Source organism: Pseudoalteromonas sp. S3785, assembly GCF_005887365.1.
Lineage (GTDB): Bacteria > Pseudomonadota > Gammaproteobacteria > Enterobacterales > Alteromonadaceae > Pseudoalteromonas.
Genome location: NZ_PNCT01000040.1, coordinates 53,984 through 67,374, shown reverse-complemented (window position 1 = coordinate 67,374; position 13,391 = coordinate 53,984). Strand labels below are relative to the sequence as shown.

Annotated in this window: 9 protein-coding genes; 5 read left to right on the top strand and 4 right to left on the bottom strand. The window is 44.4% G+C overall.

Going from position 1 to position 13,391, the window contains the following annotated elements; translation table 11 throughout:
• Window positions 1-60: 60 nt before the first annotated feature.
• The 4 genes from CWC17_RS11115 to CWC17_RS11100 form a co-directional block, all read right to left on the bottom strand.
• Entirely contained in the window at window positions 61-1,065 is a 1,005-nt protein-coding gene (locus CWC17_RS11115; RefSeq protein WP_138612901.1) for a YeiH family protein, read from the bottom strand.
• Window positions 1,065-2,060, bottom strand: a complete 996-nt coding sequence (locus CWC17_RS11110) for a TauD/TfdA family dioxygenase (RefSeq protein ID WP_138612900.1) — start codon at window positions 2,058-2,060, stop codon at window positions 1,065-1,067. Before CWC17_RS11110 ends, CWC17_RS11115 begins: the two co-directional genes overlap by 1 nt.
• A gap of 9 nt (window positions 2,061-2,069) precedes the next feature.
• Window positions 2,070-3,032 (bottom strand): aldo/keto reductase, encoded by a 963-nt coding sequence (locus CWC17_RS11105; protein WP_138612899.1) that lies wholly within the window; start codon window positions 3,030-3,032, stop codon window positions 2,070-2,072.
• A 195-nt stretch (window positions 3,033-3,227) separates the two neighbouring features.
• Window positions 3,228-3,977, bottom strand: a complete 750-nt coding sequence (locus CWC17_RS11100) for a GntR family transcriptional regulator (protein ID WP_055015513.1) — start codon at window positions 3,975-3,977, stop codon at window positions 3,228-3,230.
• A 170-nt stretch (window positions 3,978-4,147) separates the two neighbouring features.
• Here CWC17_RS11100 and CWC17_RS11095 point away from each other — a divergent pair, with 170 nt between their 5' ends.
• The 5 genes from CWC17_RS11095 to CWC17_RS11075 all read left to right on the top strand — a co-directional run bounded on the left by CWC17_RS11095 (window position 4,148) and on the right by CWC17_RS11075 (window position 13,391).
• Entirely contained in the window at window positions 4,148-4,915 is a 768-nt protein-coding gene (locus CWC17_RS11095; protein WP_249935917.1) for a sulfite exporter TauE/SafE family protein, read from the top strand.
• 143 nt (window positions 4,916-5,058) lie between these two features.
• On the top strand, window positions 5,059-7,119 hold the full coding sequence (locus CWC17_RS11090) for a glycoside hydrolase family 31 protein (RefSeq protein WP_138612898.1): 2,061 nt from the start codon (window positions 5,059-5,061) through the stop codon (window positions 7,117-7,119).
• Between the two features lie 101 nt (window positions 7,120-7,220).
• On the top strand, window positions 7,221-8,957 hold the full coding sequence (locus tag CWC17_RS11085; protein WP_171042084.1) for a solute:sodium symporter family transporter: 1,737 nt from the start codon (window positions 7,221-7,223) through the stop codon (window positions 8,955-8,957).
• 212 nt (window positions 8,958-9,169) lie between these two features.
• Window positions 9,170-11,596 (top strand): TonB-dependent receptor, encoded by a 2,427-nt coding sequence (locus CWC17_RS11080; protein WP_055017899.1) that lies wholly within the window; start codon window positions 9,170-9,172, stop codon window positions 11,594-11,596.
• 211 nt (window positions 11,597-11,807) lie between these two features.
• Window positions 11,808-13,391 carry an alkaline phosphatase gene (locus CWC17_RS11075; RefSeq protein ID WP_138612897.1) on the top strand — a complete coding sequence of 528 codons (1,584 nt, stop codon included), beginning with the start codon at window positions 11,808-11,810 and terminating at the stop codon, window positions 13,389-13,391.

Genomic DNA, 13,391 nt, shown 5'->3' with positions numbered 1-13,391 from the left:
TTTATTAAAAAGTGATGCGCTATTGTAGGCAATCCAATCAATACGCTCAAGGTTTAATGCTTAGCTACACAATACAAAGCCAAGTATTAACAGTGCTATCCAAATGGTTTCGGCAATAATCATTATTATTGGCTTTAAACCTACCTCGGTGAGTTTGCCTAGGTTTGTTTTCATACCAATGGCAGCGATGGCGGCAATTAAAAAGAATCGAGAAAGCTCGTTAGCAGTTTCGAGTATAATTGCTGGCAGGTTAAAGGTGCTGTTTATAATCATTAAAATTACAAAGCCAATTAAAAACCCCGGTACTTTTGGCAGCTCGCCATGGTTACCTTTATTTGAGTGGTTAATCACAACCATCATAATAAGTACTACAGGCAACAGCATGGCCACGCGTACTAGCTTGGTCAGTGTTGCTATATCGCCTGCCTCGGGCGATACCGAATAACCCGCACCGACTACTTGGGCTACATCGTGTATGGTGCCACCTAAAAATACGCCGGCGTTGTGGGCGTCAAATTCAAGGTAGTTAACCACAATCGGGTATAAAATCATCGCAATGGTCGACATAGCCGTTACGCCAATTACAGTCAGTAAGGTATCGCGCTCTTTATGCTCGCTGTTGGGCATAATAGATGAAATAGCCAGTGCTGCCGATGCACCACAAATAGCGACTGACCCTCCGGTGAGTGCGCCAAAACGCTTTTGTAAACCAAATACCCGGGCAAGTACAACCCCTAAAAGAATGGTGGTAAATATAGCGCCAGCTAGCATTAACGCGGTTTGCCAACCCAGTGTAATTAAATCACCTAACGCAATGCGAGTGCCCAGTAACACAATGCCTACGCGTAAAACCGTGGTGCCGGTAAAGTCTATGCCTTTAGCGCATGGGCTGTCGCTTTGATATAAAAACGACACCGCCATGCCTAATAATAAGGCAAATAGCATAGCGGGTGCGCCATAGTGTTCACTTAAAAATAAAGCGGCAAGGCCAGTCATTGCTGCAATACTAGCGCCTTGCCATAATGGGGAAATTTTTACCTTTAGCGCATTGGTTAAGCTTTGCATTAGGCGTTAGCTGCAGTCAGAGCTACAAGTACTTGGCGTTTACGCTCGCCAGTAAATGGGCGACGGCCATGCATAGCCATTTCGTTATCAACTAAAGCTACATCGCCATCTTGCCAGGCTAAATCGAAGGTATAGTCTTTTGATAGCTCAACAATTTTTTCAAGTCCCGCTTTAGGAATAGCGCTGCCATCGCCAAAGGTAATAGCAACCGATGGATTTTCGCGTACGCCTTTCCAGCCCATGTAAGCGGCTATTAATTGGTTATAAAAAACCTGGACGCCATTTTCTAGGGTAAGTACAGCGGGTAAAACAGGGGTAATTGCTTTTAAGGAACCATCTTCTAACCATTCCCACTCATAACCTAGCTCAGTAAGTTTACTGTGCGCTTCTTCTTTGGTTTCAACACTTAGGGTGCTTTTCCAGCTGCGCCCTTGACCCGATGTAGCATCGTCGGCTGCGGGCATGTAAGTGGTGTATTTTAAGCCTTTTTGCTCAAAGTCATCGGCTAATTGGCTATCATATTGCTTTAATGCGCTAAATAATTTATCTGAGCGACAAAGCGGTGTCGCGCCGCCTTCCTCAGCTGCCGATTTACAAAAAAAGAACAGCTTACTTGGCGAAATAGGTGTTTGTGCCATTTCGTGATGAAGGTAAATTTCTACATCTTTGGGGGCTTCGTTAGCGGTAAATACACGTTCGGTAAAGTTAATACGTACCGCGTTAGAGAGCGACTCTTGGTAGGTAAAGTTGTCGTAATCAAACCCCGCTGAAAACGTATCAAAGGTTTCGGCGCTATTAATTGGAAAGCCTCTAAACAATACAGCACCTGAGCTGCGTAGTTTTTTAGCCAACTCGCTTTTGTGAGCGCGAATAAAAGCTACCGCTTCTTCAACGGTGCTGGCGTTATTGTTATTAACCACAATGCACGGAAAAACCGAGTCATCAAACGTTAATTGAGTAGGCACTTGGGCATAGTTAAGTTCGGTAGCTGACATGTTATTATCCTAATCGTAAATAGGGTGAAAACGGTTAAAGGCAGCTTCACAAAAGTGCCCAGGATCGTTAAAACGGCGGTTGCTATTAAGCGCAGAAATTTGCGCCATTTCTTGCTCGGTTAATTCAAAGTCGAACAGCGCGAGGTTTTCTTTCATGCGCTCAAACTTAGAGGTTTTTGGAATAATGGCGGTGCCACGTTGCACGCCCCAGCGCAGCACAACTTGTGCGGGGGTTTTGCCATGGTTTTGCGCCGCAGCTTTTACAACGCTTTGCTCAAGCACCGACTCAGTTTGATCGGCCATTTCAAGCTCAAGGTACGAAAGCGCACCCAGCGGTGAAAACGCCGTAATCGGAATATCATACTGTTTGGCAAGCCTTACTAGGCGCTCTTGCGTTAAATATGGGTGCGACTCAATTTGCAGCATGGCGGGTTTAATTGTGGCGTAGGTCATTAAATCGTGAATAAGTGCGCTTGAGTAGTTACACACACCAATGCGTTTTGCTTTGTTGTTATGTACTTGCTCTTCCATTGCTTGCCACGTTAAATGCAGTGGCACTTTTGCCAGCTCCATTTGTGGATTTTGTGCATCTGGGTCTACAAACCATTCTGGCGGGTAGCGTGTTTCGATTGGCACAAACGTTTGCGCAATCGGAAAGTGAATTAAGTATAAGTCGAGGTAGTCGAGCTTTAAATCGCTCAAGGTTTTATCAATTGCTAGCTCTACATGCTCTGGCGCATGAAAGGTATTCCATAGTTTTGACGTAACCCATAATTCTTCGCGGGTACAAAGTCCGTCGTTAATTGCTTGGGCTATGCCATCGCCCACTTGTTCTTCGTTGCCGTAGTCTGATGCGCAATCAAGGTGGCGGTAACCTGCTTTAATAGCTTGGTACACTGTTTGCGCGCAATCTTCTTGTGCTACTTTCCATAAACCGAACCCAACTGGCGGGATGTTATTTAATGAACTCATTGGGAATTCCTGTTAAAATTGCATAATGACTTTGGTCTTGTATAAGACGTAAGTTATTATACGAATCTAACAGTGTCAACACTATGTTAACGCGTAAGGAATAAATGAAAGGGGCTAAAAACCTACAGGCAGCAAAAAGGCAGCGTTTGCTGCCTTTAAAAAATATTTAATAAGTGCGCGTTAATATGAACAGTATCAATCAAGTTCAATTTGGTAGTGGTAGTGATCGCTACGGCATTTGCTCAAACGGTATTCTATGCGTTTACCTTCGATTGATTCGGTAATGCGCGATACCAACAACAGTGGGTCACCGGCTTTAATAGCAAGTAGTTTAGCATCGGTTTCATCTGCTAAAACGGCTTTAATGCTGTCTTGGGTTTTATGTACGGTTTGGTTAAATTTGGTTTGGTAGTAATGATACAATGTATGCGGAATATCACTACTTTGATGTATATCAGGAAAGAAACTTTGCGGTAGGTATATAGTTTCGGTCATGCAAAATTCGTTATCGAGAATACGTCTGCGGACAAGCTTTGTGACTTTGTCTTTTTTATTAAGTTGCAGGGCATCGATTACATCTTTTGGTGCAGGACAAAGTTCAACCGATAATAGCTCGGCTTTAGGTAGGTCGGCGCCTTTGCCATCGGCCTGCAGCGGAAAAAACCTAAACAGAGCATCTTGCGCGGTGTGCTCAGATACAAACGTACCAACACCTTGGCGACGAGTAACTATTTTATCGTCGGTTAATAAATTAAGCGCTTTACGAACAGTGCCTTGGCTTACGTTAAATTCTTCAGCAAGACGAAATTCGCTTGGTAATACTTCGCCAGGCACCCAGCGTCTTTCAACAATGAGCTGTTTAATATAATCAGCCACTTGTAAGTAAAGTGGTTGAAAAGCCAAGCTTGGGCCACTTAATTTGTGATCAAACATAGAGTTACTCATTGTTATTTACCATTAAATTTAATCCACCTGTATTTATATCATAGGTGAAAACTTTTGCGCAGCTTTGCGCAAGCTCAATTAATTGTGAACTATTGCCGTGTAGTTTGTTTTTACATTATGCCTAAAAACAAATCGTTACACTACAATAGCGCACATCTAGGATATTTAAAGTGCTCAGTATTTCGTTAGAACTCATCTTGCTTATGGCGCTGTGCCTAAGCCTAGCCACCATAATGCAAACGCTAAGCGGGTTTGGCTTTGGGTTGTTGGTGGTTGCAAGCTTTACGCTGCTAGATGTTTTACCGCTCACCGCGACTACATTTTTAGTCAGCTTATTAGGCTTGGTTAACTCAACCACTGTGGTGGTAAAAAACCGCAGTGCAGTAAAACTGCCCGAGCTTAAACTTATGTTGTATACCGGTATTCCGCTAATGCTGTTAGGTTTTATATTGCTTGAATATATGTCGGCGCATTTAACGCAGTTTTTAAACTTTATTTTAGGGATTAGTATTTTATTGTGCTGTGGCTTAATGCTAATTGGCCGTGATAGAGCAAATAAGCAAAGCGGGCGTGGCTCGTTTTTAATTGCTGGCGGCGTAAGTGGCTTGCTGGGTGGGCTGTTTTCAACCTCGGGGCCGCCGCTGGTTTTTCAGTGCTATAAACAAAGTTGGTCTATTGAGGCCATACGTAGCACGTTACTTGCGGTATTTACCATTGGCGGCTTAGTACGTGTAAGTATTGCATTGTTTGGCACCTTACCCGAGCTCGACGTTATGTTTTTAATTGCGGGGGCAATACCGCTGGTGTTGTTGGTAACGCAATTTTCTCGCAAATTAACGCCTTACGTTGATGCAAAATGGATTCGTATAATAGCAATAACATTGCTTGGTTTAAGTGGTGTATCACTGGTGGCAACATCGGCACCGGGTATATTTTAAATCAAGGGCGTGTTGATCTTTGATGGTTGAATTTGCAGCAAGTAACGTAAATAAACTTACTTGAGTTTATTTACGTTGACATGGGGATTACAATTATTTAACTTGTGTCTTATACAAGACTAATAATTGGTTAAGGAACTCCCATGAATGCATTTGAATTACGTGAGCCAGACTGGAACGCAATAGAGCCAGCACGCTTAACTGCAGAGCCTAAATTACAAGGCCATGTGCTAGTTTTACCGACCCAATTTGGCGAGGTTAGCGTTACCATAAGCCAGTTTGGTTTACGTTTAAATGCAGGCTCCACGCATGACGAGACGTTTAAAATATTAACCACCACCCCTTCTAACTTACCGCTATCACTTAATAAATTAGACCAAGGCTTTGCAGCCACCGCCGGTGAGTACCGCTTAGAATTTTACAGCGACCCGTTTCACTTTAAGCTTTATAAAAACGATAAATTAGTTCAGCAATCAGCAACCGATGGCCACTTTGTGCGCCAGCACCGTTTACCGCCACTGGCGAAAACCGATAGCGGCTGGATTTTAAGCCTAGAGCTTAATTATGACGAAGCCGTTTACGGCCTTGGCGAAAAGTGGGGCAAGCTTGATAAACGCGGCCAGCTTATTCGCTCATACAACCATGATGCACTGGGCGTAAACGCCGAAAAATCATATAAAAATACGCCATACGCTTGGAGCCCTGAGGGCTGGAACTTATTTGTACACACGCCAGCGCCCGTTACACATGGCGTAGGTTACGCACTTTGGTCGCAACGTGCTTATGTGTGTTTAGTAGAAGACGACGCATTAGATGTATTTTTATATCAAGAGCAAACGCCTGCACAAAGCATTAATCGCTACTGCGAGCTAACTGGTTTTGCGCCGGTGCCACCACAGTGGAGCTTTGGGGTTATTTTATCAAAAGCATATTACAAAGACGCCGACGAGTTATTAAGTGTTGCCCGCGAAGTGCGCGCTAAAAACATGCCGTGTGATGTAATTACCCTTGATGGCCGTGCATGGCAAGACACCGACACCCGCTTTGCCTTTGAATGGGACCCAACCCGTTACGCCGACCCAAAACCTGTGCTTGATGAACTAAAAGCCATGGATTTTAAAATTTGTGTATGGGAATACCCGATGATCTCGGTAAACAACCCATTATTTGCTAAAGCGGCCGAAAACGGTTGGCTAATAAAAGACAAACGCACAGGTAAAGCGTATCAATATGAGTGGGATTTAAGCCCCTTTGGCGAAGTACTTACGCCATTACCTGAGTCGGGAATTTTAGATTTTACTCACCCCGATGCTTACGAATACTGGCTCGAATCGCACAAGCCATTGTTTGAACTTGGCGTAGACATGATAAAAGCAGACTTTGGCGAACAGCTAGAAGATGAAAACATGGTATCGCACAGTGGCGACAGCGGTATAAGATTACACAACGTATACAGCATGTTATACAACCGCTGCGTTTATGAAGCCGCCGAAAAATACTGTAAAACAGGGCCATTTTTGTTTAGCCGATCGGCATGGACTGGCAGCCAACGATTCCCAGCACAATGGGGCGGCGATCCACAAGCCGATTGGCAAGGCTTAGCAGCGAGCATTCGCGGCAGCTTAGCGTGGGGCATGTCGGGCGGGCCATTTTTTGCAACCGACATTGGCGGTTTTTACAAAGATACGCGCGATGCAGAGCTTTATGTACGCTGGGCGCAAGCGTCGGTATTTAGTGCGCATATGCGCTTACATGGTATTGGCCCACGCGAACCCTGGTCATACACCGAGCAAGCAAGTGACGCCGTATTTGCAGCGCTTAAATTACGCTATCAGTTAATTCCGTACTTACAAGTGTGTGCAGAGCAAGCGCAGCAAACAGGGCTGCCTATTCAGCGTGCCATGGCACTGGCATTTCCTGATGAGGTGCTGGCACATCGTTTTGATCAGCAATTTATGTGCGGCGAAAAACTCCTTGTTGTGCCATGTGTAGTACCAAACGGTAAAGTTAAATTTTACTTACCGCAAGGGGAATGGCTGAGCTTTCCTGACGGGCAAACTTACGAGGGCGGTAAGTATTACGAAGAAACACTTGAGCTTACACAAATGGCCGTATTTGTTCGTAAAGGCGATACGCTCATGCTCGGCCCAGAGGTTCAACACACAGAGCAAGACATGAGCCAGCTAACAGCATGGCCAAAATAAAACTCGGTAAATAGCAAACACACACAACACACGTAACACACACAATAATAAAGATATTAGCTTACTTTTTACCGAGTAAAGTAAGCTAAAAGGGGCGCAAGATGGAAGGTATGAACATTACCATGACACTGCTATCGTGCCTGGCGTTTATGGCGCTGGTAGGATATATCTCGTACCAAAAAACCAAAGGGGAAGTTAACACCCAAGACGGCTACTTTTTAGCGGGGCGTGGTTTAACAGGTACATTTATAGCGGGGTCAATGATCCTCACTAACTTATCGGCCGAACAACTTATTGGCCTTAATGGCTCAGCCTATGGTTACAACCTAAGTTCTATGGCGTGGGAAGTAACAGCTGGGATATCAACCATTATAATGGCGCTGATCTTTTTACCGCGCTATTTAGCCGGCGCATTTTCTACCTTGCCTGAATTTTTACGGGATCGTTTTGATGATACCGTACGCCGCATGACGGTGATCTTATTTATGGTAGGGTATTGTTTTATAACGATCCCTTCTGTTTTGTACTCAGGATCAATCGCTGTTCTTAGGTTATTTGATGTACCTACTTTATTAAACTTAAGCTACCAAGCAAGCTTAATTGTCACCATTATTATTGTAGGCTCTGTGGGCGCTATATACGCGGTATTTGGTGGTTTAAAGGCGGTTGCCGTATCAGATACCATTAACGGTGTTGGGCTATTAATTATTGGTATTTTAGTGCCAACACTTGGCCTTATTGCCCTTGGCGATGGTAACTTTGCCGATGGCTTAAGCACCCTAGTAAACACCGATACCGAAAAGCTCAACGCCATTGGTAGCAGCGACGATCCCGTGCCATTTGGCACCATTTTTACCGGTATGATCCTCGCCAATTTATTTTATTGGGGCACCAATCAGTACGTGATCCAGCGTACACTGGGCGCTAAAAACTTAGTAGAAGGCCAAAAGGGCGTGTTGTTTTCAGGGTACTTTAAAGTGCTAGTACCCTTTATGATGATGATCCCAGGCGTTATAGCGTATCACCTTTATAAACACGAAAGCTTACAAACCATAGATTTAGCTTACCCACATTTAGTTAAAGATGTACTGCCTCAGTACTTATCTGGGTTCTTTTTAGCGGTGCTACTAGGTGCGGTATTTAGCTCGTTTAATTCGCTGTTAAATAGTGCCGCCACGTTGTTTTGTTTAGATGTATACAAACCCATGAAAAAAGACCAAGTAAGCGACGAAAAGCTAATTAAAGTGGCTAAAACCACCAGTATTGTAATTGCTGTTTTATCGTTTATTACTGCGCCGTTACTGATGTTTGCCCCTGAAGGTTTGTGGCACATAATTCGTGTATTTACCGGATTTTACAATATTCCGGTCATCACAATTGTGTTAGTGGGTTTATTTACTCGTAAAGTGCCTGCACTGGGCGCTAAAGTGGCTATTGTTTTTCATGTTATTGCCTACACTTTGCTTAAATTTGTGTGGGACGTAGATATTAACTTTATCCATATTTACGCCATATTATTTTTTATTGAGCTGGCCATTATGTTAGGTATTGGTTACTACAAACCCCTTGCCACCCCGTGGAAATTTACCCGCAAAGCCGAGGTAAACCTAAGCCCTTGGAAATACGCGCTGCCTTGCGCCATTGTACTGGTGAGCTTAATTGTAAGCCTGTACATACTGTTTTCTCCTCTTGGACTTGTTGGTGGCACCAGCGTTTACTTTGTACCGAGCTTAGTTGCCGTTTGGACTAGCGCCTTTGTGCTTAGCTGGTGGAGCTTACGCCGATGGCACAAACGCTACACAAGCAGCTTGGCGCATATTGGCTTAGAGCGAGCATAACGCGCCGTTATATTCTTTATACAAATTTTAAATCACATTTTATTCACATAATGTTTGCAATAAAGGATGAGTTTGTTTAAGTTTATATCTCTTATATAAGACATAAGAGATATAAGGAAAATAACTACAACACTCTGGCACCGCTTTTTAGCAACCCACACACTTGCTAGCGCGGTAATTTAACAGCACACACGCACAATTTGGAGAATGACATGAGAGCTAAAAAGTCCGTCTTAAGCTTGGCAGTCACGTTAGCAATGACAACGGGTTTAGCGCTAAGCACGCAAGCACATGCGCAGCAAGAGCAAACTGAACAACAAGCAGAGCAAAACAATAACGATAAGTTTGAAAAAATTGTTGTAACCTCACAAAAACGAACGCAAAGCCTAAACGAAGTACCGCTAGCGGTGTCTGTACTTAATAGTGATCAGATAGATTCGGCATTTGCTAATAACATGGAAGGCCTGCAGTCACTTGTGCCTTCGGTAAGTTTTAGAAAAGGCACAACAACGCGTAACTCAGCGCTAACGGTGCGTGGTATTGGTACTATTTCGTTTAGTATTGCCGCTGAACCAAGTGTAGCAACCGTGGTTGATGGCGTGGTGCTTGGCCGCTCTGGTCAAGCTTTTGCCGATTTATACGATGTATCTCGCATTGAAGTGCTGCGCGGCCCACAAGGTACTTTATTTGGTAAAAATGCCTCAGCGGGTGTGGTAAACATTACAACCAAAGACCCTTCGTACGATACAACCGGCAGCGTAGAAACTTCATTTTATCAAGATAACGAATACCGCTTTAAAGGCGTGGTAAGTGGCGGTTTAACCGATGATTTAGCAGCAAGCCTAACCGTATTTAAAGGTAAGTTTGATGGCTACATTGATAACGTTTACAACAACGAAAAAGTAAACGGCTACGACCGTGAAGGTGCACGTGCTGTATTTAAATACGAGCCAAGCGATGATTTAAACGTTAAATTTATTGCCGAATTTTATAACGCCGACGACGACTGTTGTGCCGATTTAGAAGCCCTACCAAGTGGCCGTAACCCAGATTCGCAAGCTGCGCCTAACAGCAATGGCATTGTTGATGGTGTTGCCGATATAGACCTAGACCAGCGCAAAGTGGATCACGACTATGAGTCGCGCACAATTGACGAACACAGCGCGTTTTCGGTACAGGTTGATAAAACCATTGGCGACTACACGTATACGTCAATTACAGCACAGCGCTCGTGGGATAACACCGAATACCGCGAAGGTGACTTTACCTCGATTGCTGGCGACAGTAACGAGCCAGTATTTGGCGCGCCCTTTCAATTACACGACTTAGGTGCACAGCAGTGGGATCAGTTTTCGCAAGAATTTAGAGTGACCTCTAACCTAGCAGGCCCGTTTAACTATGTGGCTGGTTTATTTTACTGGAACATGGACTCGCAGCGTAACTTTACCCGTGACGCGAGTTGTCAAAATAACGCAGGCCAGCTAGACGCTGCCATGGCGTATTACGCACAAAATAACTTAACCGGTGCAGAGCTTGATGCTGCATTGGCCGATTTAGACACTTACACGCAAAGCCTAGGTGTAAGCTGTAATGCTAACGATATTGTATCGGCCACCGCGTATATGAGCACCGAGTTTAACAACTGGGCAGCCTTTGCTGATGGTACTTACGATTTATCTGAAGATTTACGCGTACTGTTTGGTATTCGCTACACCGACGATGAAGTGTCGTACACACACCGTCGCGTAAGCAATGACGAATTTGGTCGCACCGGTGTAGGTGTACGCTCAGCTGCACTAAATACTGATGAATCAGGCAGTGCAGAAGAAACCAACGTGTCGGGTCGTTTAGGTATGCAATACGATTTAGGCGATGGCCAAATGGTTTACGGTACTTACTCGCAAGGCTACAAAGGCCCTGGGTTTAACGTGTACTATAACTTTAACCCTGATAACGATAGCCGCGAAATTGCACCAGAGGAGTCAGATGCGTACGAGCTTGGCTATAAATACGCAAGCCGCGACTTTGTATTTAACTTTGCTGTATTTAGAACCGAAATTGAAGGCTTTCAAGCCAATAACTTTGACTGTTCGGACGGTACCTGTATTACCCGCTTAACTAATGCCGGTGATGTAAGCACGCAAGGTGCTGAGGTTGATTTTATGTGGGCGGCTACCGACTCACTTACTTTAACCGGGGGGATTGCGTACATTCAGGCTGAAATTGACGAATTTAATTGTCCGGCAGAAGTAGCTGAGGGTTCATGTACTGATCGCTCTGGCTTAGATGTGCCTTTTTCGCCAGATTTAAAATACTCACTAAGTGCTGATTACTTTATTGAAACAGAGCACGACTTTAATATTCACATTAACGGCTCTTACATTTACACCGACGAGCAATATTCAGACCTACCAAATAATGTAGGCGAGTTTAACCCCGCGGCGTTACTACCTGATTACGGTATTTTAAATGCCAGTGTTGGCTTATCGTTTAAAGATGATGCATTTAGAGTATCGCTTATTGCTAAAAACTTAACCGACGAAAGTTACGCAACAACCTACAGTGGCGATAACTTCCGTTACCAAATTCCGCGTGATGCCGAGCGCTACTTTGGCGTATCGTTTAAGGCGCGTTTTTAATGTTATAAATTTATCCCTGTGTAAATTGTGCTAAGCGCAGCGTTTTTAAACGCTGCGCTTTTTTGTGTCTTATTTTTGTAATGCTTTAGTCATGTTTTTTTCATTAAAAGTACGCTTAGAGGTCACATCTATTTTCTATAGTGCTGCGGTTACTAATTTGAGGCAGACGCTTCAAGCAAAAACAACCACTACACTATGGGAATAATAAAGGATGAAAATTAAAAAAATTGCTGCGGCAGTTGGCTTAACGCTTATGTTAAGTACAGCAAGCCATGCCAATGTATTACCACAAAGCCAAACAGGTAGTAGCTGGTATACCAATGCCCAAACCACGTTAGCTGCTAAAACGGCTCAAGCACAAAATGAAAACACAACAAAAGCTAAAAACGTTATTTTGTTTGTAGGCGACGGCATGGGTATATCTACCCTTACCGCAGCACGTATTTTACAAGGTCAGCGCGCGGGTGAGCTAGGTGAAGAAGGTTATTTAAGCTTTGAAGAGTTTCCGTACTCGGCACAGGTAAAAACATATAACGTAGATGCGCAAACCCCCGATTCTGCAGGCACCATGACCGCGATGATCTCAGGGGTTAAAACCGATGTAGGCGTAATTGGTGTAGACGAAGACATAGAGCGCGGTGTGTGTTCAACAGTTGCGGGCAATGAGCTTTTAACGGCCACTGAGCTTGCTGAAATTAAAGGCCTAGCAACGGGTATTGTTTCAACGGCGCGCATTACTCATGCAACACCTGCGGCAACCTATGCTAAATCGGCAGACCGTAACTGGGAAGATATCTCAGACATGCCAGAAACCGAAACTGCCTGTGAAGATATTGCCTCGCAGCTGGTAAATTTTGAAAAAAACCTAGAAGCCCGTTTTGTAGGGACCGATGTTGACGGCCTTGACGTTGTAATGGGTGGCGGGCGTCGTCACTTTTTACCAAAAGATGCTGCCGCTAACTCAGCGGATGCAGTAAGTGAGGTAGAAGGGGATCGTACAGATGAGCGTAACCTAGTGACTGAGTGGCAAACTCAATACCCTCAAGGTACGTATGTTATGGACCAAGCAGGCTTTGATGCTATTGCTGATGATGCCACTAAAGTGTTTGGCTTATTTAACGAATCGCACATGCAATACGAAGCAGACCGCGCAAACGATATAGCGGGTGAGCCTTCATTAAGCGAAATGACCAGCAAAGCGATTGACGTATTAGGCAAAAACGAAAAGGGTTTTTTCTTAACTGTTGAGTCGGGCCGTATTGACCATGCACACCACGCAGGTAATGCCTACAACGCACTTAACGACACCATAGAATTTGCAAAAGCAGTACAAGCTGCCGTAGATAACACCAACCCAGAAGAAACCCTTATTTTAGTCACCGCCGATCACAGCCACGTATTTACAATTGCTGGCTACCCTAAACGCGGTAACCCAATTTTAGGTCAAGTAGTTGCTGTAGGCGAAACCACCCCAAGCCTTGCTGCCGACGACATGCCTTACACCACAGTAGGTTATGCAAATGGCTTAGGGTTTAGAAACTTAGTTGATGAAACAGATGCCGATGCCGCTTATTTAACTGGCCCAGTTACTGGACGTGTTGAGCTTACAGGCGTTGATACTACTACACCTGGCTTTCACCAAGAAACCACAGTACCCCTTGGCTCAGAAACCCATGCCGGTGAAGATATTTCGCTGCATGCAAAGGGCCCTGGTGCACAGCTAGCTCAAGGCGTAATTGAGCAAAATGTAGTATTTCACTTAATTGATCAAGCTCTTGAACTAACTCAGCAATAA